Annotated in this window: 17 protein-coding genes; 5 read left to right on the top strand and 12 right to left on the bottom strand. The window is 42.8% G+C overall.

Features of this window, described 5'->3' with window-relative positions:
- Window positions 1–9: 9 nt before the first annotated feature.
- From FOT42_RS11880 to FOT42_RS11860, 5 genes are all read left to right on the top strand, one after another.
- Window positions 10–1,521, top strand: coding sequence for a RagB/SusD family nutrient uptake outer membrane protein (locus FOT42_RS11880; RefSeq protein ID WP_151890785.1), 1,512 nt, complete (start codon window positions 10–12; stop codon window positions 1,519–1,521).
- 23 nt (window positions 1,522–1,544) lie between these two features.
- Window positions 1,545–2,405 carry a hypothetical protein gene (locus FOT42_RS11875; protein ID WP_151890784.1) on the top strand — a complete coding sequence of 287 codons (861 nt, stop codon included), beginning with the start codon at window positions 1,545–1,547 and terminating at the stop codon, window positions 2,403–2,405.
- Between the two features lie 204 nt (window positions 2,406–2,609).
- Window positions 2,610–4,091, top strand: a complete 1,482-nt coding sequence (locus tag FOT42_RS11870) for a glycoside hydrolase family 30 protein (RefSeq protein WP_226789877.1) — start codon at window positions 2,610–2,612, stop codon at window positions 4,089–4,091.
- A 9-nt stretch (window positions 4,092–4,100) separates the two neighbouring features.
- Window positions 4,101–5,837: a cellulase family glycosylhydrolase gene (locus FOT42_RS11865; protein WP_151890783.1), complete on the top strand. Its 1,737-nt coding sequence runs from the start codon at window positions 4,101–4,103 to the stop codon at window positions 5,835–5,837.
- Between the two features lie 46 nt (window positions 5,838–5,883).
- Window positions 5,884–7,194, top strand: coding sequence for a glycoside hydrolase family 16 protein (locus tag FOT42_RS11860; protein ID WP_226789876.1), 1,311 nt, complete (start codon window positions 5,884–5,886; stop codon window positions 7,192–7,194).
- Between the two features lie 408 nt (window positions 7,195–7,602).
- On the opposite strand, the gene FOT42_RS11855 is transcribed toward FOT42_RS11860, so the two are convergent.
- The 12 genes from FOT42_RS11855 to FOT42_RS11805 all read right to left on the bottom strand — a co-directional run bounded on the left by FOT42_RS11855 (window position 7,603) and on the right by FOT42_RS11805 (window position 24,217).
- Window positions 7,603–10,647 carry a vWA domain-containing protein gene (locus tag FOT42_RS11855; RefSeq protein WP_151890782.1) on the bottom strand — a complete coding sequence of 1,015 codons (3,045 nt, stop codon included), beginning with the start codon at window positions 10,645–10,647 and terminating at the stop codon, window positions 7,603–7,605.
- A 62-nt stretch (window positions 10,648–10,709) separates the two neighbouring features.
- On the bottom strand, window positions 10,710–11,294 hold the full coding sequence (locus FOT42_RS11850) for a hypothetical protein (RefSeq protein ID WP_151890781.1): 585 nt from the start codon (window positions 11,292–11,294) through the stop codon (window positions 10,710–10,712).
- Window positions 11,295–11,316: 22 nt separating this feature from the next.
- Complete coding sequence (locus tag FOT42_RS11845) at window positions 11,317–11,856, bottom strand: hypothetical protein (RefSeq protein ID WP_151890780.1); 540 nt, start codon at window positions 11,854–11,856, stop codon at window positions 11,317–11,319.
- A 75-nt stretch (window positions 11,857–11,931) separates the two neighbouring features.
- Window positions 11,932–12,459, bottom strand: coding sequence for a hypothetical protein (locus FOT42_RS11840; RefSeq protein ID WP_151890779.1), 528 nt, complete (start codon window positions 12,457–12,459; stop codon window positions 11,932–11,934).
- An 8-nt stretch (window positions 12,460–12,467) separates the two neighbouring features.
- Window positions 12,468–13,049, bottom strand: coding sequence for a hypothetical protein (locus tag FOT42_RS11835; protein WP_151890778.1), 582 nt, complete (start codon window positions 13,047–13,049; stop codon window positions 12,468–12,470).
- Between the two features lie 16 nt (window positions 13,050–13,065).
- Window positions 13,066–13,770, bottom strand: coding sequence for a hypothetical protein (locus FOT42_RS11830; RefSeq protein WP_151890777.1), 705 nt, complete (start codon window positions 13,768–13,770; stop codon window positions 13,066–13,068).
- A gap of 28 nt (window positions 13,771–13,798) precedes the next feature.
- Complete coding sequence (locus FOT42_RS11825; protein WP_226789875.1) at window positions 13,799–14,731, bottom strand: DUF4412 domain-containing protein; 933 nt, start codon at window positions 14,729–14,731, stop codon at window positions 13,799–13,801.
- Window positions 14,732–14,802: 71 nt separating this feature from the next.
- Entirely contained in the window at window positions 14,803–14,949 is a 147-nt protein-coding gene (locus tag FOT42_RS18100) for a hypothetical protein (RefSeq protein ID WP_226789874.1), read from the bottom strand.
- 120 nt (window positions 14,950–15,069) lie between these two features.
- Window positions 15,070–19,467, bottom strand: a complete 4,398-nt coding sequence (locus tag FOT42_RS11820; RefSeq protein ID WP_192938384.1) for a two-component regulator propeller domain-containing protein — start codon at window positions 19,465–19,467, stop codon at window positions 15,070–15,072.
- Between the two features lie 918 nt (window positions 19,468–20,385).
- Entirely contained in the window at window positions 20,386–20,892 is a 507-nt protein-coding gene (locus FOT42_RS11815; protein WP_151890774.1) for a nucleoside deaminase, read from the bottom strand.
- Between the two features lie 223 nt (window positions 20,893–21,115).
- The gene (locus FOT42_RS11810) at window positions 21,116–22,465 is read right to left on the bottom strand and encodes an ATP-binding protein (RefSeq protein ID WP_151890773.1); all 1,350 of its coding nucleotides are present in this window, start codon (window positions 22,463–22,465) and stop codon (window positions 21,116–21,118) included.
- Window positions 22,466–22,579: 114 nt separating this feature from the next.
- Window positions 22,580–24,217 carry a hypothetical protein gene (locus FOT42_RS11805; RefSeq protein WP_151890772.1) on the bottom strand — a complete coding sequence of 546 codons (1,638 nt, stop codon included), beginning with the start codon at window positions 24,215–24,217 and terminating at the stop codon, window positions 22,580–22,582.
- Between the last annotated feature and the right edge of the window lie 3 nt (window positions 24,218–24,220).

Raw genomic sequence — 24,220 nt, 5'->3', positions numbered from 1 at the left:
AAAGATACAATGAAACTGAGAAACATAAAGAATTTGGTTTTTGGTTCAATTCTGGTTTTCGCATTCACTTCCTGTACCAAGGAGTTTTTGGATGTGGAGCCCAAAGGGACCTATTTGGAAGAGAACTATTACAGCAATGAAAATCAAGCCTATTCCGGGTTGATTGCCATTTACGATGTTTTGGGTAAGGAATCCAAAGGATTTGAGAACATGGTGACCATGATGAACGCAGGGTCGGACGATCATCACGCTGGTGGTGGTGGACCGGATGATGGTGCAGGGATCCATGCATTCGCCAATTATACCATTACGGCCTCCAACATCCCTGCAAGCTATTGGAACGATTATTTCCAAGGCATATTCAGGGCCAATGTGTTGCTTTCCAAACTGCCCGAAATCCCAATGAGCGAAGGTAATAGGACTCGATTCACTGCTGAGGCCAAAGCCCTTCGTGCCTATTTTTATTTTCAATTGGTACGGATGTTCGGAAACATCCCGCTCATAGTGGAACCCCTTCCGACCGCAGAGATCTACAATGTGGAACAGGCATCAAAAGAGGCGGTCTATGCACAAATCGAGACCGATTTGGAAGAAGCAAAGAACAGTCTTCCCGATATGGTGAACCTTGCCACCGAAGCAGGACGTTTTTCCAAAGGGGCAGCCCAGGCACTGTTGGGCAAGGTATATCTCTACAATGGCAAGAACAGCCAAGCCGCCGCAGAACTGGCCGAGGTAAATGGAACACCTGGAGGTACCAGTAAATATGGCTACCGTCTATTGGACGATTTTGCAGATCTGTGGGATTTCAGCAATACCTTCAATTCGGAATCCATTTTGGAGACCACCAATACCAATCAAAGTAATGCAGACTGGAGTTTTTGGGGGTCAGGCGCCGATGAAGGAAACAGTATCAACATCATGGTGGGCCCACGCAGTTATGTGAGAAGTGCCACTTCCACCGCACCGGACTTTGCACCGGGCTGGAGTTTCAATGTGTTTACCGACGAGTTCTTTGATGTCATTGAGAACGATCCCAGATTTGACGAGACCATCGCCAATCTAAAAGCATATGAGGAAGCTGGGGAGATCGAATATTTGTATGGGGATAAAGACACGGGGTACTACTTGAAGAAGTTTATGCCATTGAACAGCGATGCCACCACTGGCGGAGGGGTCAAGGAGTTGAACTATCAGCAACACGTATATATGATCCGTTTGGCCGATACCTATCTTTTGGAAGCAGAGGCCTTGGGCGGTTCCGGTGCAAGGGCGCAGGCCCTTCTAGATGCAGTACGGGCCAGGGTAGGTTTGTCACCGGTTCCCGTTTCCCTTCAGGCCATATGGAATGAAAGGCGTATCGAGTTGGCTGGGGAAGGACATAGATGGTTCGATTTGGTTCGGACAGGGAATGCCGCCACTGCCTTGGCAGATAAGGGTTTTGTTGCAGGAAAAAACGAAGTGCTCCCTATTCCGTTACGGGAAATGGAAAACACTTTGATCGTTCAAAACCCCAATTATTGATCAACCATAAAATGAATTTTGTTATGAGTTTAAAACATAAAATAACCAATAGCTATAGATTGATCATCCTGGTCATATTCGGTATGGTCACATTGGCTTCATGCACCCCGGAGGACTCCTTTGGCAACAATGGATTGACCGATAACAATGTGGATGCATCCTTCACCATAACCCCTGTCGAGGGTGAATCCAATAGATATGTGCTGGAAGCAAACACCACCAATGTCATTGCCTCCAAATGGAACATCGGGGAGGGAATATACCAAGGCAAGTCCACCGAGGAGATCTTTCTGCCTGATGCAGGGAACTATACCATTACCCACATTGCCATAGGAAGGGGAGGTTCAACCCTAAGCAGTTCCCAAGAACTGGTTGTGGCAGAATCGGACCCCAATGCGGGAAACTTGGTCGTAGGAGGCAAGTTTGAAACTGAAGAGGATATTGCCCAATGGACCATTTTGAACATAAGTGCATCAGGGGCAAATTGGACCTTCGGTTCAGGCACCGCTACCATTACGGCAAGTGATTGGAACCAACAGGGAGTCTTTCAGGCCATAGATGTGCAAGGCGGTAAAAACTATGCCGTGGATATGTCCGTGCAGGGTGAAGGTTCGGTGGATACTTGGTTTGAGGTCTATGTGTCCACAACAGCACCGGTCCAAGGATCCGATTATTCGGCCGATGGCACCAAGATAGGCCTGAACACTTGGAATGGTTGTGGCAATGCACCATTTAGTGGAAAACTCTCCCAACTGAGTTGTGCTGGTGAGGGAAACATTGTAAGTTTTGATACCGACACCACGGTCTATCTGGTCATCAAATGCGGAGGTGGAAATGTGGGAGCTATCACTATCGACAATGTGGAGTTTAGAGGTACCAATTGAAAAATCATTTAATCGATTATTTGAGTTGAGTTAGTTTTTTTTAATTCAAGGCCCATGGTCTTCTTGGCCATGGGCTATTTTTAAGGCATGTTCAAGACAGGGATAAAGGGTCAGTTCCTGGCAAGATAGGTACGCTGATCCTAAATGAACAAGATGGAAATGGTGGCCATCAAAGGATGGTTGACACAAAAATAAAATAGGCATATGATTAGAAAGAATATAGTTCTAATGGCAGTTTGGGCGCTTCTGCTTCCCATGACACACTGTTCTTCTTCAGGAGATAGGGGTACCGACGATACTGGACAGACCCCTGATGGAAATCCTCCGGGCAATAACCCACCGGCCACCATAAGTGATGTGGAGGCTTGGTTGACGCTCTCGAACCAGACCGTGTTGTTGAAAAAACAGGACAATGTCCTGTCCTTTGGGACCACTTCGAACACTTTTCCCACCATTACAGTGGATGAATCCTTGACCTATCAGACCATAGACGGTTTTGGGTTTACCTTGACAGGTGGCAGCGCAGCGGTCATCAATCAATTGGATACAAATAAGAAAGATGCACTTTTGCAGGAACTTTTTGGTACTTCGGAAGGTGATATAGGCATAAGTTATCTAAGGATAAGCATCGGGGCATCCGACCTCAATGAAGCTCCTTTTACCTACAATGACATGCCCGAAGGGGAAACCGATGAAGCCTTGACACATTTTAGTTTGGAACCGGATATGGACGGCGTCGTGGCTGTTCTCAAGGAAATTTTGGAAATCAATCCCAACATCAAGATCATGGGCTCCCCTTGGTCTGCCCCAGTTTGGATGAAGGACAATGGTAGCTTTGTGGGAGGTAGTCTTCAATCGCAATACTATAGTGTATATGCGCAATATTTTGTAAAGTATCTCGAAGCTATGGAAGCCGAAGGGATAGTTTTGGATGCCATCACCATACAGAACGAACCCATGCATGATGGGAACAATCCCAGTATGTTCATGACTGCCGAGGAACAGTCGGATTTTATCAAAAATCACCTTGGCCCTGCCTTTTCCAGTGCAGGGATCACCACCAAGATCATCGTTTGGGACCATAATTGCGACAATCCACAATACCCGATCACCATTCTCAGTGATCCGGATACCAATCCCTATGTGGATGGTTCCGCATTCCACCTGTACAATGGAGACATTAGTGCACTCTCTACTGTCCACAATGCTTTTCCCGAAAAGAATCTCTATTTTACAGAACAGTATACTTCTTCAAGCGGCTCTTTTGAAGGGGATTTGAAATGGCATTTGAAAAATGTGATCATTGGGTCCATGCGCAACTGGAGCAAGAATGCGTTGGAGTGGAACCTGGCCAACAATGAAAACTTTGGTCCGCACACCGATGGAGGTTGCACCGTCTGCAAAGGAGGGCTTACCATCAGTTCTAGTGGGAACATTACCCGCAATGTGGGCTACTATATTGTGGCCCATGCCTCAAAATTTGTTCCTTCGGGTTCGGTTCGGGTGGGCTCCAATATACAGGGCGACCTTCAAAATGTGGCCTTTAGGACCCCAGATGGCCAGATGGTCCTTATTGTGGAAAACGATGGAGGGGCCATTACATCATTCAATATCAAATACAAGAACCAATGGGTCACCGCCACGCTGGACAGTGGGGCTGTTGCCACGTATATTTGGGAACAATAAATTTTTCGCATGAAAAAATCAATATACTTTTTATTCATTTTGATCAATTCCACCGTTTTTGGGCAAGGGTTTCTGCACACTGATGGACAGAAGATTGTGGATGCACAAGGAAACAATGTGCTCCTGAGAGGTCTCGGACTTGGTGGGTGGATGGTGCAGGAAGGCTATATGTTGCAAACAGCCAGTTTTGCCGGACCACAACATGTCATCAAACAAAAGATCACGGAACTCATTGGCGAGGAAAATACAGAAGCCTTCTATGAGGCCTATATGGCCAATGGTATCACTAAAAGGGATATTGACTCGCTGAAGGCGTGGGGTTTCAATTCGGTGCGGTTGCCCATGCACTACAACCTCTACACACCTCCCATCGAGGAAGAAAAGAATGGGGAGATCACGTGGTTGGAAAAGGGGTTTGCCATGACGGACGATCTTTTGGAATGGTGTGCGGAAAACGAGATGTACCTTATTCTTGACCTTCATGCGGCCCCGGGCGGACAGGGTCACGATGCCAATATTTCGGACTATGACGCCACCAAACCTTCCCTTTGGGAAAGTGAGGCCAACAAGCAGAAAATGATAGCCTTTTGGGAAAAGATGGCCGAACGCTACAAAGATCATCCATGGATGGGAGGGTATGATATTGTGAATGAGCCCAACTGGAACTTTGAAGGTGAAAACCCAAACGGTTGTGACGAAAAGAACAACGCACCCTTGCGCCAGTTGATGGTGGACATCACAACCGCCATCCGTAAGATCGATACCAACCACATCATCTACATCGAAGGGAATTGCTGGGGCAACAACTACAATGGCATTTTTCCGCTGTGGGACGACAATATGGTCATCAGTTTCCACAAATACTGGAACTTCAATACCACGGAATCCATCCAGCAAGTTTTGGACTATCGCGAGAAGTACAACGCCCCGATTTGGTTGGGGGAAAGCGGCGAAAACTCCAATGTATGGTTCAAAGACGCACTGACCCTGATGGAGTCCCATAATATTGGTTGGGCGTTTTGGCCCATGAAAAAGGTGGACAATATAGCCGGGGTCACCTCGGTGACGAAAACCCCCGAATATGAAACGCTATTGGACTATTGGCAAAATGGAGGAGAAAAACCTACGATCGCCTTTGCCCAAAAAACCTTGATGCAGTTGGCCGAAAACTACAAAATGGAAAATGTGACCGTCAAGCCCGATGTGGTCGATGCCATGTTCCGGCAAGTGCAGACCTTTGAGACCAAGGCCTATAAGAGGCATTCGATTCCTGGGCTTATCTATGCCACGGATTATGATATGGGGACGCAGAATTATGCGTATAGCGATGTGGATTACATCAACTATCGCGTAAGCACCGGGGAACAAGGCGCATGGAACAAAGGGCGTAAAATGCGGAACGATGGAGTGGACATCCAAAGCTGCTCGGACAGTAAGAACAACGGTTATGAGGTTTTTGATATTCAGGACGGGGAATGGCTTCTCTTTACCGTAAGTATTGAAAAATCAGGGACCTATGCCATGGATGTAAGATACTCCAGCATGGAAGGCACGGGCAAACTTCATTTGAAAATCGATGGTTCCACCACATCGAAATCTGTAGTCTTGCCCGCGACAGAAGGAGCAACTTCGTATAAAACGGCAACGCTCTCAGGAATTGATTTGAAAGAAGGGACCCACAAAATAAAAGTGGCGTTTGAAAAGGGTGGGTTCAATCTCAACTATCTTGAGTTTAAAATGCAATAAGCAACTGTAAAAAGGTGATCCCCCTTCGCCGATACTATTAAATATGATGAAGCAGGTGCTATATATTGGAATATTCATACTGCTCCTCGCATGTAGTGGGAGTGATAGTGCAGAAACTGAAATGGGAATGCCTTCCCCTCCTTCCAATTTGAACGTTACGGTTGAAATTGTAGGGCTATCCGATGAAAACCCCAATGGAAATGGCGAAGGCAGGGTGAATTTTATGTTTCAGGCCACAAATGCCTCTTTGTTCAAGGTACATATAGAAGGCAAAGTGGAGGAATTGACCTCAAACACACTGTCCCATACCTTTTCCAAAGAAGGTACCCACAGCTACACCATCATAGTGTCGGCCTATAACGGTGGACAGTTTGTGAGTAAAACAGTGAACGTAACGGTTTATGTCGAAGAACGTTCAGGATTGGTCTGGTCCGATGAGTTCAACGATGGAAGTCTTGACCTTTCCAAATGGAACTATGAAACGGGTACTGGAATAAATGGGGACTGGGGTACGGGTCAGTTGGACCGGGCTACGGATAGGAAGGAAAATGTCAGTTTCGCAAATGGAATCGTAGATGCAGACGGAGGATGTCTGGTCATCACGACCCGTAAAGAGACGTATCAAGATAGGGACTACACCAGTGGGCGTATCAATACCAAAGATAAAGGTGCATGGGGTCCCGGACATCGGATTGTGGCAAGGGTATTTCCAGAAGGGGTAAACCACCAAGGGCAGGGATTTGCCTTTTGGTTGATGCCCCAAGAAAAACCTGTGACGGTTGATGATATCATGTGGCCCCAAGGAGGTGAAGTGGACATTATGGAATATGTGGGCTCCATTCCTTACCATAATTTGGGAACGGTCCACTATGCATGGGAATGGCAGAACAATGAATACCAGGAATGGAACCATGGGCATTTAGGGGGCTATTATAGTTATGAAACCCAGCAAACCCCCGTCCCTGAAGAACCGGGTTATGGAGGTTTTCCACCTTTGGAAAGCGATCGCAACGCAGGGAGTGCAGGTTTTCATGAATATGGTTTGGACTGGTATGATGACCGAATTGAATTCTTCGTGGATGGGCACGTATATCATATCCACTATTTAAATGATGGCGGAGGCTTTGTCGTGGACGGCCAGGACCAAAAGATGGTAACCCAAATAGATGGGCGTAGGGTGACCGTTTCAGAATATTCAAATCATTTTGATGAGTGGCATCCATTCGAACATAGGATGTTCGTTATCCTAAGTGCGGGGGTTGGCGGAAGTGATCATACCTATGGCGGCCCGATAGTGCCGGAAGCCCAATTTCCCACTTCGGTCTATATTGATTGGGTGAGGGTCTACAGATTGTAATGTTCCGGCCCAAGTTAGCTATAGGGGTGACTAGCGGTTACAGTTGGCGGAAATTTCGCGGCAATGAATGTTTGGGATTGTGGACTAAGGCCATTTGAATTTTGACTTCCGGACTTTTGAAACTGGTTTATGTTCATGCATTTCCAAGCATTCGGTCAGTGTCTTCTTTGTGGAAAACTTGCCCTTTTTTTTGGGGGTATCTCCACTTTCAGTGTACAAGTTGTTTATATGCCTCCCAAAAAATGGCTATGGATAACTGATTTTTTCAAGTAGAAAATGAAGGCTGTTTTCAAGAATGAGATTGACCTATTAAATATAAACAGCAAAAGGACATTGGTTCATAGGAGTTGGTATGCTACATTTTGAACGGGCTGCTCTTTGATTGTCGTATTATTTTGAAGGCTATGTTCATGCTGACGGACATGGTAAAAAGGAAAAATTACCTCCAGACATGGCAATCAGGTTTTCCAATCCATCCATAGTATTGATGACCCCCTGCGCTTTCCCGGTCCCCATTTTTCCAATAAAGGTCATAATGATGCTTTTATACACATTACAGGCCAATTCCTTCAGCGCCATGTTGACTTGTCCTTCCAATTTATCGGGATTCATCAATATGATGGCCTCTGTTGCGAATGCGTATAGTTTCACCAAGGTCATGCTGTACAATGCCACGATCGGGGCCGCCGAAGTAGCAGCGCCCGGGATCATCATCATGAGTTGTATTCCGGCCAACACTTTTTGATATTCCTTGATCACATTGTCCAGGGCTTTCAATTGTTCGATAGTTGAGGAACTCCCACCTCCACTTCCGTCTGGCAGAACCCCTCGGAGCTCCCCGGTGTTTTTATCCACTTCATAGTAGGAAGTAACAGTCATTTTCTTCTCAAAAAAGGATAATTGGTTCTCCCTAAAAATCCGGTTTTGGAAAACTTTGTGCTTACTTTTCAATATGTTATAGCCATATTCGGGTTCGTTTCGGATATTGTGCAAACAGACCAGTTCATGCCCTTCCAATTGTTTTACGGCACTGTCGTCAAATTCCGATTCTTCCAAAAAGGCAAATTGGGCCGTCTTTTTGATGGTTTCGTACAAGTTGTCCCTCTTGCTCCCCGATTTGCTGATACTTGTATACTTTGCGGTGGGTAGGTAGTCAAACAATACCTTGGATTTATTTTGATAGTAGCCGGCCTTCATCCTAAGTAAACAGGACCGGAATTGCGTTGGATAGGTAACGGACTCCCCAGTAGTATGCCCGCTCAATGGCTGCATCATGGTAAGTAACAACGGAGGGTAACCCAATGTCCCTTTTTCCAATGCATCCACGGCTTTTTGTGTGTCGTTCGCCTGTTGTGCCATAAACCATTCCTCATTGCTGAGCAGGGACCTCAGGTACTCGGAAAGCCTTACGGACAAGGTGGGGGCTTCCCGTTCGAAGGCCAACATGGCACCACCGAGCATCATTTCGTGCACATCGTCAATATATTTTCGACTGGGTGTAATACGATCCTTGTCCAGATAATTGTCCCACCCTGCCAAAGTGCGTTTTATTTTGTTGTTCCTCCAACTGATTTCTACATACAGCCCTATGATCCGTTCGCCCAAATAGAGATCATTTGGAGGGGGAAATGTGATGGTGGCTTCATCCGAAATCCCCCTTTCTTTAATGGAAACATTTATACGATGTTCTTTTTCCTCTTCAAATGAATGGTAGGTGAGCACATAAGGTGGAAAGGACATCTGTGAAATGATCTTTTGGATCTCTGTCTTTGTTTTTTCCTGATCATCGGCAGGAATCTCCTTGAACTCGAAATTCTCCCGTAGGTGTTTATAAAACGTATCAACATTGTAAACATTCAACAAAATGGCAGGTGGTCCTGATTCGTACACATCTTTGTACTCGGTCTGGAATTGGTCGTCATTGTGGCCATCGGTAGCGTACAATATCAGGTCCTGACTACTTTGTTTGGCCTTTAAGAGGGAGGTGTAAATATTGGAAGTGGTCGCCTTGCTTGTAACCCTGGCATGCGGATACATTTCCTTTACCATCTCTTCAAGCGATTCCGAAAAGTCCCTTGCGCCATCCCCACGGTACTCCACTGGCATACTCAAAGAGGTGTCATAAAGCAGCATGATCCTTGGGGAAAGCACATTTTGTTCCAACCATCCATTCATGGTCTTGCCGTTGTCCGTTATGGTAAAGTTGGCGGCCGACAAGCCTTCAACAATGGCACCGGATTTGTCCTTTGGGAAGAGTTCCAGTTTTACTTTGGGAAAGGTCATGGGATGCGCCTTCACTTCAATTGACTTCACCCGTGAGATATCTCCTGGTTTGGCATTGTCTTCCTGCACCACGATATGTTGCAGGATTTCATCCCCTTCCAAGGAGATGGGCTCGCCCACAAGCGAACGTTCTTCCATAAAGGACAGATCCGTATCAAATTTTTGATATGAGAAACAGGGTGTAAATGTGCTGATGTCGGAAATGGACTTGGTGGCCTGCTGGGTAAAATCCATATTCTTCATGAACAAGATCTGCATGGTGCTGCCGGTTAGATCGCTCAGTTTCCATGTTCCGGAAAGGAGTTCCCTTTCTTCCCAATAATCAATGGCCGTCCTGTAGGTCAATGAAATCTTGATGTCCTCTTCGCGTACCTCGGAAATTTTTGGGGCGTCCTTGAACATATTGCCCTTATTGCTTGGGTGCAACTGCCCAACGGCTACTCGAGAATCAAAAACATGGGCGTATTTTTCCGTTCCGTCCTGGACATATACTACCGAAGGAACCTCATTTTTGTGGAAACGGAAGGAATTGGGTCTAATGGCAGCATATTGTTTTTCATCAAGCTGTGAAACAAGTTCATCTGCCAATTGCGTGCATTTTTCATCAAGGCCAGGTATTTGATGGACACTCCCATTGGTGTCGTTTGCCCCTAGCAACCTCTTCCATTTTTTGAGTTGCTTTTTGCTGATGGGAGGTGCAAAGGCTGCACTATTTTCGCGAAATACGATATGCTTTGCATCTTCTTCGGTAATTTCGGTTGCTTCCAAGACCACTTTTGCCTCAAAGCCAGCCTCAATGAGCATATCTTTTAATATTTCAGCCTTTTCGCGGGGGGTGGCCAATCCACATCTTAGGGCACCTTCGGTACCATAAAGGGACCAACGGTTGGCATTGTGTAGAAACTGTCCTACTTCAGGGATCATTTGCAGGCTGTCACGCACAAATTCGGCCATGGCTTTGGGGTCTTTGGCCGCAACCAGTGTATTTCTTCTGCCCGGAAGATGGTCAGGGCTTTGCTCCAATGCCGCGATCATTTCCTTCCATACCCCAAATGGTACCGATGGATCTTTACTGTCACAGCCCGAAAGCAACAACGGTGAAAATGAAAGCCCTGCTGAACCAATTCCGACCAATTCGATAAATTCTCTTCTATTAAATTTCGCTTCCATATGTGTTTTTCCAAGATTGAAACGCCTTGGTTTTTCTTTTTTGTAACCGTATGTTCAGGGTTTCAATGAAACAACTTATCCAATTTAAGTTCCTTGAGGGCATTCCAAACGGCTTGTTTTTCTATATTGTCCGCTTGCATGTTTACCGCAAATCGGTCTTTGTACAGGAAGTTGATCAAAACCTTCTTTTCTGCTTTATAAACAGTTTCTACACCCAACATGGTGTTGTTGTTCAGGATCTTTTCCGATTTAGTATCGGTTTCCGAATCAGTGTTCAGGTTTTTGAAGGCAATGTACTGCGAGGTGAGCATTGTACCCTTTTCCCCGGCACCATCGTTCACGTTCACAACTAATCTGCTTTTATCGGAGCCTTCGTATGTGGCCGTGGCACCGCTTATTCCGTAGCCCGTCAAAGTGCCTTTGACTATTTTCTGGAGTTCCATGCCCTGAAGGGTTTTTGGAAACCAATTGTTGAGTGTTTCCTCGGAAACAGGCACGGTTTCTTTTAAGTCTTGTGACTGTTTGGCCAAATCTTGTACGGTTTTGCCCATTTTTACGGTTTCATCAACGGTGTTGTCTTTTTTGTTCTGCGTATTGCATGAGACCATTAGCAACATCAGGCCCAGTATTTTCAATGTTGTTTTCATTTGATTACAATGGATTATGGTTTTAATAAGAGGCATTTATTTTGCCCGAAATCGGAAAATTGCCATCACGTTCTATCATTCCACTGCCTTCGCCCGTAAAGGTCATTTCCAGCTTGTTTGCTGTTAACTTTTTAATGGTGATGATCCCTTTTTTGAAAACGATCCGTTTGTTGGTTCTTTTTACATCCCTATCGGCATTGAAGAAGTTGAGATCCACTTTTATTTTTCCCGCATTCGCATCTGGGATGCTGTATTCTCCACTTTGGTTGTCCAGAACGTCGGTATGGGTAAGGTTCAAATTAAGCTGAAACGGGTTTCCATCCGCCCTGAACAAAAGTAAAATACTATCGTTTGCAAAGGTTCGTTTTGCAGGCAGCAAGTCTTCTTGTTCAATATGGAACACCTTGTTTTCCATGGTGACCTCCACGGCAAAGTTGCCCGAAAGTTCACCAGTGGACGCTGCAACTTTCTTTTTTTCGGCATTTTTGCAAGAAAACAAGAGGGTTCCGACCATTAAAATGGAAAAAAGATAATTGTGGAAATATGATTTTCTATAATGCATCATTTAAGTTTTAAGATTGTGCTACTTGGATTTTAATACGACCATTTTTTTCTTCTCGTCAAACATGACAAGAAATTAGTCGCCAGGTAGGAACTGATCACCAGGTAAGAATTGATCTCCGGGAAGAAATGTATCGCCAGGAATGAATGTATCTCCGGGGATATAGGTTTGCGACAGATCAAAGGTCAGTATGGCATCTTTTTTTGGCGCCACCGTAAAGTTTTTAGTGCTCTTTATGGAGAGGAACGTCCTTTTCTCGATATCCGAGTACTCATGGGGCCGTACTGAGCGGGAATCTGTTTTGGAGCTGTTGCTTGCAAATGGTCTTTTTTTGATATCCGAGTACTCATGCGGATGTACCGAACGGCTGGATTCCCCGTATAGCATGCCAGCAAAAAAAATGCTGCCCGGGTATTTTTTTGCTGCGATGGTTTTGTCTGGCAGGGCATCTGCTGGAAGGATATCCACAACTGTTTTTGTTTCATTGTCAATGGCCAAAATGATTTTTTTACCATTTTTAAATGATGTTGCCTTTGATTGGGCCTTTGTGAGTGTGGCGATGCTTATGAATGCGATCGCGAGGATAATGGTTCTTGTTTTCATGATTTCATTTATTTAAGTTGTTCCAAATTCAATTCCTTGACGAGTTGTTCCAATTCTTCATGCCCCACCTCATTGGTCTCCACGTCAACTGCAAATCGGTTATTGTAGAACATGGACAGGTTGAACTTGCCATTTTTCAGGCTGGATTCTTTTACTTTGATGCCGCTGATGGTTGTTGTTTTGGTGCTGCCCCAAGTACCTTTCTCATCGTATTCCATGGTGCTGGACATTCGGTAGGAACTAACGGCATTGTTTCCTTTTTCACCAGCGCCATCAATGACCATTACCCTGATTCTCCTGTTTTTTACACTATATGTTGCGCTACAGGAGCCAATTTCTGGAAGCATGTTGATGGTCGAGGAAGTAAGGGGCATTCCTAAAAGTGTCCCCGGCAACCATGACGCAAATTCTTCCTTGGTCAAAGGCGTTTCATTCGCCAGACTTGACTGGTTCTCTTGCACATCCTTGACTGTCCTTACCAGTTCAACGGTGTTGGTTGCATCTTGGTCGGGTTTCTTGCTTTCTTTCCTTCCACAGGATACGAGCAGGAACGAAACAAATGGAATTATATAGGAGTTATTGATTTTCATAGGACAATGATTGGTTTTAATACCCTGTGCAAGGTTTGAGCTTGTCCATTTGTTGGCTTATGGCCATGCCTTCTTTCATAAGGGAAAGCGGATGAAAGTATTTCAGCAAGTATTGATTTATTTTTGTGAATTCTATCGACAAATTATCTTCATAGTAAGGGTCTACAAAGGCGTAATCGTTTATGTAAAACTGTACCATGGTTTTTTCAAAATCTGTGTTTTTCTCTTTACCATACAATAGATTAAAGTCTTTTTTTATTTCGGAAATATAATCCATATCTTCTTGTGACATTTCTGGTCCCAACTTACCTAAAGTGTTGAATAATTCCTCCGTACAGAACATAATCGTGGTGCTGGACATCATGGCCATCAGTTGCATCCCTAACAGGTCGTAGGTCCTTCTGCAGTCACTATCCTTTTCTGTTTCTGTCTTAAGTGCTTCTAATTCCGAAATATATTTGGCCATTAGGTACAAGCATTTGGTCTGAGGCGAATAATCATCGAGATTTTCTGAAAACTCCCCCCATTTTTTGAATTTATCTTTAAATGCCTCCTTAAATTTCCGTTGAGCTTCAGTATCTGCGGCTTTTTCGGCATCATCCTGTGCCTCGCCAAAGAAATCCTGCGCTTCGCCCATGATGTCGTCCAGGTCAAAATCCTGTGCCTGCATTCCAGTGCCCATAAGCAAGAAAAGCATGGCGTATCCCAATATTTTTTTCATATCAATATTCTATGGTGATTAAATAATCTTAAAACCCACCCATGGTGGAATATTCCGCTTTTACAATGGACATGCTTTCTTCTTTCAGTTCGGTGCATACCATGCTGAAGTTGTCCTTTTTCTTCTTGGCAGACTCAAACTGCATTTCCATGAACATGGTGTTCTCGCCAATGGGCAACACACTGCTCGGCAGGCCTTCCGTGTTGGCTATGCCGCCCAAGTATCCCACTGGGGTCTCATTGGTGACCCAAACTTTGGAAATGCCATCCTTGCTCGTAATTTGATAGCCTTCGCAATTGTAGCCCAGAATGGTCTTGCCCGCAATGGGAATGACCTTGATATCTTCTGCAGTTGCCTTGTTCTTTTCTTCCATTTTTTTGGTCAACTTTTCAATTGTTTTTTTACCTGCCGGAATTTTCATGGCCATTTTTTGCTTGCCATCGTCGGTGAACATCACCATGGCTTGGTTTTCCATGTCCATGACCGTTACACTGTTTGTTTTGTCATCGTTGTACCTGTTACCAAAATAGCGTTGGCCGGGTTCCATCCAATAGTGTATATCGCTCTCATCTTTTTGGGAGGTGATTTTCATTGTGGCCCTGTACGAGAATTCATAAACATCAGGAATGCCTTTTAGACCGCCACCTCCGAACAAACCTGCCATCTTTTTTTGCATGGCAGCTTCCTTGGCTTGGTTTTGTTGTTTTGCTGAGTCCAGGTTTTTTTCGGTTTCCCCTATCTTTTTTGAGTTGTCTTTTTTGTTCTTTTTGCCCTTTTTTCCTTGGGTTATGGAATCGATGGTCTTGTCCGTTCCTTTGGAAACTTCCTCATCGGTCCGGTTCAAGATGGTCCGTTCCGCAGCATTTTCAGCCGCTTTTTTGAGCTTTTTTAAAAACTGTGCCTGGGTTGAAAATGATACTGCAAGGCAGCATATCAACACGAATGGAAATTTTCTTCTCATCATGATACTATTTTATGGTTCTGTATTCAATCTAGCTAAAGGGAAGGAGGGAGGGGGAATGGTCCTTTCCGTTACAGGTCTGTGTGCTTGATATCTTTCTTCTCGATCTCCAAGACCTTTATCACCTTGTTTCCCAATAAAATGTTCAATTGGTATGTCCCACTTTTCAGATGGTCTATACTCATATATATTTTATCGTGTCCCATTTGGGTTTTCATGGTGATGGGCATGAATGCAGGTGATTGTTGGATGTAAATGTAGGCTGGCCAACAGCTTTGGTATGGAAGATATGTTTCCAATGATGGAACATATGTTTCAAGTGATGGTAATGCTTTGTCCTACACCTGTTTGGAGAGGTATTCGATTGGAGTACAGCCCACAATCTCCTTGAAACATTTGTTGAAATAAGAAGGAGTGTTGAACCCGACCTGATAGGCAATTTCCGAGATGGAAGCATCGGATTCGGCCAGTAGTTCTTTGGCCAGGTTGATGCGCTGTGTCCGTACAAATTCCGTGGTGGACATTCCTGTGACGGCATGTAACTTTTTATGGAGCTGCGAACGGCTCATGTGCATCAGTTGGGAAAACTTTTCGCTGGTAAAGTCAGGGGTTGTGATGTTCTTGTCCAGAACTTGCTGGAGTCGCCCCAAAAACTCGGTCTCTGTCTTGGTGGGTACAAGTCCCGGGTCCACTTTGAAGGTCTTGGAATAATGCTGTTGAAGGCGTATCCTATTTTCCAAAAGTTTTTCTACCCTCACCTTCAAAACAGTAGGGCTGAACGGTTTGGTCACATAGGCGTCGGCCCCGGTCTCTAGCCCTCTTAATTGGTTTTCCTCTCCTGCCTTGGCCGTAAGCAAAACTACAGGGATATGGCTGGTGAGTTCATCATTTTTAATGATCTTACAGAGTTCGATACCATTTTGAACCGGCATCATAATATCACTGATGATCAGATCCGGAAGTTGGTCCATGGCCGTTTCTACGCCTTCCTTGCCGTTCCGTGCCTTCAGGATGGTGTAATCATTTTTGAAAATGGAGACCAAATAGGCCAAAATATCCGTATCATCATCCACAAGGAGTAGGGATGTTTTTTTGGTGCCTTTTTTTGTGGTCTGGCCAAGAACCGTTTTGTTTCTAGGGGCAATGACCTTGTCCAGACCGTTTGACCCATAAGCTGATTGGATTATGGGCAATGTGAGCGTGAATTGGATCATGTTCTCCCCAATATTGTGCGCAATGATACTTCCCTGGGATAAGGATACCAGCTCCCTGACCAATGCCAGGCCAACGCCGACCCCTTCCGAAGCTGCATTGTTCTGGTGGAACCGATTGAACAACTTGCCGAGGTCTTCAATTTCCATTCCATTGGTGTTGTTTACTGTGGAGAGGACCAAACTGTCCTGCTCTTTTCTGGCATTTACCAATACTTGACTGCCCTTAGGTGCATATTTCACTGCATTGGACAAAAGATTGGAAACTATCTTTTCCACGACATCCCTGTCGAACCAAGCATCGTCCATTTTTCCGAACTCAGATGTGATCGTTATGTTTTTCTCCTTCGCGATATAGGCAAAGGCTTCCACCAATTGGACCAACACACCTCTTAGGTCTCCTTTTTCAACTTTGAGTTTTAGGTGGCCGGAATCTATCATGGAAAGGTCGAGCATTTGGTTGACCAAACCCAATAGTCTCTGGGCATTGTCCTTGATGAGCGACAGCTCTTTCTTGTCTTCTTGGGAAAGTCCTTTTCGGCCCAGTTGGTGCTCAATAGGGCCAGAGATAAGGGTCAGAGGAGTGCGTATTTCGTGGGAAATGTCCGTATAGAGCTTGGTCTTTAGTTCGTCCGTTCTCTGGATCTTGTCCTTTTCTATTTCAACAAGGTAAAATTTATGTCCCAGACCCAGAGAGAATACGATCATCTCCAAAAACACTCCCATCTGCGAAATATTAAAGCTATAGAAACCGAATACATTGTTTCCCTCGGCACCTCCTGAAAAGGCATTCTTGGAGCCATAATATACCCCGACCATGGAAAACCCGATAAGGAATATATTGCCTAGCAGGATATAGTAACGCAAAGGAGACTTCACAACAATAAAGGCCCTGACCACGGCATACATGGCGTACAGGTGCAAGGGCAACAAAACCAAATTCAAATGGTCCTTCACTAAGGTGAAGTCCTTGGTGAGCAAAAGGTAGAGGAACGCTACTGCGGCCACTACATAGGTAAAGAGGGCAAACCGTTGTATTTCTTTTGAAAACCCGGGGTGGTGTTCCCGAATTTCCGCAAACGAATTGACAAAGGCAATGAATATCCCAGTGACCAAGAAAATGATGGGTGTCAAAAAATAATAAATGGAGTCGCTGTCCGTCCAAAATAGACCAGTTTGGAGCTCTAGGTCTATCCGTAGGAAAAAATAGGCGGCGAAGAGTAGAATATAGATTCCATACAAAAGGTAATCCTGCTTTCTCAACCTAAAATAGAGCAGAAGCATAAACAGGCCAATGGCGATGAAGCATCCTTGGAGAATGAATGTGGTGAACACAGCGGTTGCCATATTGGTAAAGTGCCAAGGTTGCTCAATCTCAAAGTTGTAGGTGGCGGGTTCATCGCCCCATAGACGGTCGTAGTTACTGGATACGACCTGGAAGCTATACGTTCCGGGCGAAAGGTTGGTGTAGCGCACCTCATTGTTGTTTCCTGCCAAGACCCAATCGTCATCATACCCCACCAACCGGTATTTGTAATGGTTCAATTTGGGTTGGGAAAACTGTAATGAGGCAAAAGTGAAGGTGATGGTGTTTTGTGTGTGTTTCAATGGAATTTCCTCAGAAAGGCTTCGGGTATCATTGAACACCTTTATATTGGTGATCACCGTTTTGGGCCTGTAGGGATTGGTCTTTATGTGATTGGGGCGGAACCAGTTGATTCCCTTTATCCCGCCAAAGTACAGATTGCCCTCCTTGTCCTTGTGGTAGGCACCTGTATTGAACTCGTTGAATTGAAGATAGACCTGATCGTTATGATTGGTGACTTTGAAATCTTTTGTATTGAACTGGGTGATGCCTTTGTTGGAGCTCAACCAAAGGTTGTCCTTGTCGTCGGCCAGGATGCCATACACCACGTTATCGGAAAGACCTTGTTCAATTGAAAAATGAAGGGTTTCTCCAGTTGCTGTGTCATATTTTTTCAGGCCGTTGCCATTGGTCCCTATCCAAAGGATCCCATCATCAAAATAAAGTGACTTCACCTTATCTGGAATTTCGTTTATGGGGGAAATCTCTTTAGTGGCCATGGAAAGCCTGAACAATCCTTTTTCCTCTGTCCCCATCCACCAAATACTATCGTTCCCTTTTTCGATGGTCCTTATGTTATCGGTGGTAAGTTTGGAGTTTTGGGTGTTGAATTGTTCTATGGTCCCATTGTACTTGTCAAAAAGAACAAGCCCATGATGTTCCGTGCAAAGCCAACTTTCCGTATTGGATTTTTTGACAATGCCATAGATGTTATAGGTCTTTATTTTGGGAAAGGACAGGTATTTTCCAGAAGGCTCCCTAATGTTGAGTCCGGCACCGGCATACCCGATCCACAGGTCTGTTCCATCATGCATCAAACTTACGACCCGGTTGCTGGACAAAGGGGAGTTGTCTGTGTTGTAGGTGACATAGTTGTCCGTTTCTGTATTTATCAACGTAAGACCATTGCCAGAAGTCCCTATCCATATGTTCCCTTGCGGGTCGGAGGCTATGCTACGCACCATTCCAACGTCCACATCATAGGGCAACTGGTCATTGGTGAGCACATTGAATTTGAACAAATATGGGTCATAATAATAGGCCCCCATACCATCGGAACCAATCCAAATAACTTCTGTCCCATCCTCATAGACAAAAGGCAGGTCGTTGTATTGAACAGCAAAGGAGGTCCTTCTTTCTTTTTTAAAGTTGACGACACTTTTGTTGGCCGGATTGTACAAGTACGCCCCATTACCGTAGGTGCCGACCCATAATTGGTCCTTGCTGTCCACCAATAGACTGCTGATGATGAGATTTTCGGGTAGTTCCTTGTGCTTGAAGGGAAGAAACCCGTCATGGCCCGGCGATTGGTAAAAAAGTCCCTTATTTGAAGTTCCCAGCCATAGCGTACTGTCCCGAGTATGTTCGAGGGCACTGTAATTGAGGGCGGGAATGCCTTCTATTGACACTGTTTCCATAAGATTGGAAAGAGGGTCATAGGCATAGATTCCCTCGTTGCAGGCCATCCATATTTTCTTATCGAATTCATGGAAATCAAGAGCCGTGATAGTTGTTTTTTCAGGCTTCGGAAGCAGGAGGGTATCCTTTGTTTCTGCGTCTATTTTAAAGACTCCCTTGCCATAAGTGCCAATGTACAGGTCTAAATTTTGCGCTTGATGGATCTTTGTGACATCTGAAAAAGAAGGAATTCGTCTAAAGTCATTGGTTTTTGGGCGATAAAGTTCAAGTTTGCCGGCAATTACGATCCATAACCTGTCCTGTCTGTCCACATAAAGCCCTCCAGGTTTGCTGAACATGGGATGGATGGTATAGGCAAACTGTTTTTCATAGTGTACAAAGTCCGTTCCGCTGTACCGGTTCAGGCCGTTCAATGTGGCCAACCATAAATATCCGGTGCTGTCCTGGGCAATGCCCACTACGCTGTTTTGGGAAAGACCATCATCCACCGTTAGGTTGTTGAACAACAATTGTCCTTGCATATCCACAGGCTCCTGTGCATAAATTGGCACCAAAACTCGAAAACAGAAAAACAAGAATAGGACGAGTAAAGAGTTCGCCTTGGAGCATATGTTATGGTACTGGCCTAAATGCAATGCCTGTAATGGTTGAGGTTTAGATTTACAAAATAGGCTTTTTTGGCCTAAACGTTTAATTTTGACCTTAACTTGTTCATTTTAATTGCTCTAAGGTTGATATGGCAAACTTACGTCATATGTAAAGAGATTTTTGAAACAATCCCAGCCTAAAAAAACTATAGCACAAAATTGGAGGAATACACAATGTAAATAAAGTTTCTTAAAGAGGGCAGAACCATTTTTTCAGGGTGTTTCCCGATTGCCTTTTTGCTTTGGTTGCCCCAAAGTTGAATGTCAATCTTTCGTTTGAGGCCAATATTTGCTCTTTTCCCATTAACAATAGCCCTCGCTTATACCTCGCTGACGACCCTGATTTCGTTGACGAATCAAATCAAACCGAATTAAATGACGCCCCAAAAACGTCAAAAACCCTGCAATCTCGTAGATTTTGCAGGGTTTCCGTGTGTTTGGTATCGCTACCTTGTGAACGATATGGTACAAAACTCGAACCAATTAATAGAGGATTTAAAGCTTTTAGCTGATATACTAGCTGCTTAAAAAATCAAACCACTTATTTATAAATGGTTTAAGAAGTAGTTTTGTTCAATTGCTTCTTTATTGCCCCTTTAAAGGCGTTCTTGCCCCTTTATTGCCCCTTTGAAGAAATATAGTATTTTCTTTCTTTCAATGAACTCCTTATGGACTTCCTATATTGGACTAAGAATAGTTTATCACAATTTACTACTATCAGTATTAATATCATTGTGCCTGATACCTATAACTTGAATGGAACAATAATTTGATGGACAAGATTAATTGACATTATTTACCATTCCAAGGTTGGGCAGATATTAAATCTTTGGATTTCCATTCTTCTAAAACGGTTATTGCATTTTTATCGGGCACATACAAGAAATTAATTTTACGCTCATTGGCACTTTTTCGTAATTCATCAAATATAAATGTGTCATCAAACCCAACTTTAGCGGCATCAGCATTTGTATTCGCATAATAAACTTTGTGAATTTTTGCCCAATAAATAGCACCTAAGCACATAGGACAGGGTTCTAATGTGGTGTACATTTGGCATTCAGATAATTGAAGATCATTGATATTTCTGCAAGCCCTTTCAATAGCGACAATTTCTCCGTGTGATGTTGGATTGACCCGCTCAAAAATTTCATTATGTCCCTCTCCAATAATTTTACCATTTCTAACAATTACACAGCCAATTGGAAGACCTTTGCCGCTCTTGTATGCCATTTTCGAAAGCTCAATTGCTCTCAACATAAATTTAGGATGATAATCCTGATCCATAATTTCGTTCATTACTTTAGCATTTGAGTTGCAAATTTATTCAATCCTTGCAGGTATTACTCTACTATAAATGAATTTTCCAGTTTACAAAAGGTATTTACCAACACCACAAACATACCTTGCGTGAGCGTTTGGATTTTGGAAATCGGAACAAAGTAATTACCTGTGTGGAGACAGAAGTAGATTCAATATATATAGTTTTTGTACAATTGCTCCTTTATTGCCCTTTTGGAGACTATTTTACCCCTTTATTTCCCCTTTGGAGAATATAGTAGGTTCCCTTTCCTGTGGAACCTATTTTGGTTATAAAATTCCTATCAACAAGCATTTGTAAATCATAAGACACCATCCTCTTGGAGATTTCAAAAAGTTCTTGGTATTGTTTATTATTGATTCGACCATTGTCTTTTATAAATAACAAAGCTTTAATATGTCGAGATTCAAGATTGTATGTTTTCAGAATTTCTTCTGTATAAATATCCTTTAGAAAAGTAACACTTACCCCACCTTGATCTTCCTCAATAATCGGTTCAGGCAATCCTGCCTCTTTACAGGCATCAATGATTTTATTTATCCCTCGCCCCCAGGATTCGATATAACCAGCTTTAAAAAATGCATTGGCTATATTTCGATTTCGGGGATAGGATGAATGTTCTTGTTTTAGTTTATCAATTGTCAATTCTTCTGGTAAAGTTCCCGGATTCCATAAATGTAATCGATCATCATACACTCGAAGAAAGGTATAAGTACTGGAATAATCTTTATGAATAATAGCATTTAAAATCGCTTCCCTTAAGGCTGTTTCCGGATATTCCAATGGTTCCATACGCTCCAATCCTTTATAAGAAATAGGTCTAACCAAATATTTGGTTTTAAGGGTTTCGATTACTTTATCAGCCATTTCAAAAATGTTGGTTTCAACTATGTCTTGAAACAAAAGATCATGGCTGGATTTTCCAAATCGTCCAATCTTGAAACTTGCCGTTACTGATACCTTGATTAGATTTTTCCCAAATAATAAAACGGCGGCATTTGTTAGCTGACCTTGTTTCGTAAGAAGTCCAAGGTTTTTGAATAGCGTTTCTTTGCCAATGTTTAGTGTATTTGGAGGAATACGATCTTTCTCAATTGCCTTAATAATAAATGCTTGGATGCTATTATCATTAAGGTCGGAAAATGTTATTCCTTCAACGGCCATATCCTCCCATTTCTTTCCCATTTTATTGAGTAACAGGTTTTGTAGAGCAATTCCTTTAAGTTCTTGTTTAGTACTTCCGCTTCGGTAGTGATAAACACCATGATAAGCAATAGGTATATTACTAATTGGAACAATAATTTCAAGATAATTTTTTCCTTCAGCCGCATGCAGATTCACATCAACCACAAGTCCTAAATGGTTAACAGACTTGTTTGGAATGTCTTCCATCAGCTTTTTATAATTATCTACACCGGTAATATTTCCGCTATCATCAATGCCAATGTATATATGCCCTCCTTTTGCGTTTGCGAAACCGCAAATCCATTTCAGATATTCATCTCTCCAAGCCTGCTTGTATTCTATGTTTTGAGTTTCTCCTCGCTCCATTTTCGCTCTGCATTTTCTCAAATACAAAGCTACCTATTAAGTGTTTTTCTATCCTACTCAAAATATGGTGAGGTTCTAAAAATGAATCGTTTAATTGTCCTACTTTAGGCATAATTATTTTGATTGAGTTATTTTATGCTGAGAACGGATAATTTTCCATTCACCTACTTTTATTTCATTTTCAAAAGGAGTAAAAACATTCTCGTGATTTTTATCATCCTCAATAATTCCCATTAGTTCATTAATACTTCCTTTGCCTTCTTTGATGGAAGCTATCTTTTGTTTGAATGTTAACATGTCCAAAATAGGAATATCTATATTATCGGAAATAGGGACAGGTAATGGCTTATGAGTTATCAATAAGCCATATGTAGCAAAACCTTCAATATTAGTTGTGCCAATTTTACATAGTTTTCTAAATAACTCAATATAATTTTTTACTTGGTTACTGCCCTTTTTAAGTTCATTCATTTTATAATCTACTTCAGAAGCAGAAATTGGCCCAATAAAATGTTTATAATCTATAATATATATACATCTATCATCTGAATTGATAAGAATAAGGTCAGGGTGTATCTGTTTACCACCGAATTTGATCGTCTTCTCCAAATAAGGTGTCCAAGAGCCTACATCTTTTACAGAGTTGTAGAGTTCTTTGAGATTACACTTTTCAATCAAATTGATTAGCTTATCATAAATTTTCTTTTTAGATCCTTTATTTAAAGCCCCTAAAATCATTCTTGATGGCTCTAGTTGCGAAAAGAGGTTCGGTAAGATATAGTATGTGCCAGATGAAGAAAGTATAAGTGGCTGAATACTAACACTTGTGTGGAAAGTATTAGGATTAAAGGTAAGATCATTAATTATTGCAGCAACTACTTTCTTCGGGAGTCCCGTAATAGTGGATGCCAAATTTTCAAATTGATTAGTACTCAAATATAATGGATTCGAACCAAAAGAAAGATTTTTTCCTGATTTAGAGTCTAAGACCGCTTCCGTCCAGCGAATAAAATGAAAATTTAGAAAAAATAGAGCATAAAATTGTCGAAGTTGTCTCAGGTTATAACCATCAAATTCCGTAATTTCTTCTAGTTCCGGAAACAATATTTCACACATTTTTCTATATAATAGGGGATAAGATTTAGAATCTCTGCCCCTATCCCAGTCTATATGATTAGCTATAGGAGGCGAAGAAAAATCTATATCTTTTAACCACTCTTCATATTCGCTTTCCATTTCTTCATGGGGATAACTATAATAAACTACTTGCATTTGCTTAGCGTACAAAAGTTGTTTATCGTACACACTGGAGTAATTATACCCCTCGGGATTTAAAAATGTTATAGTTTTATTCTCTTCGCTAAAAATAGCTGTTTTAACTCCTCTCGACCATGTAACAAATTCTTGAGCAATCATATGATATCCGGTTCCCCAATCTAAAAAATCGGCAGCCATTTCTTGTAATTGCCTTGGTGATTCATCGGATATATCCCTATGCAATGGTTGGTTTTGTTTTAGCATCCATCTAATACAATGACCAATTCCGTGTATCATATTACTTAAATAAATGGATACATTATGGGCATCTTGCCCATTTGCTATTAGATTGTCTCTATGTCTTTCAGTATCTCCATAGACTTGTAATAAATAAGGAATAACAACATCCTCAGAATATTGATAGAATTCGTAATTAATATGGGCTATATCCAATATATCCGATTCAAATTTCCTTATCTTTTGTTGTTCAGTCATAGA

The sequence above is a fragment of the Flagellimonas hadalis genome, from assembly GCF_007785775.2.
Lineage (GTDB): Bacteria > Bacteroidota > Bacteroidia > Flavobacteriales > Flavobacteriaceae > Flagellimonas > Flagellimonas hadalis.
Note: the sequence above shows the minus strand (reverse complement) of the source record. Positions and strands in the feature narration are given on the sequence as shown.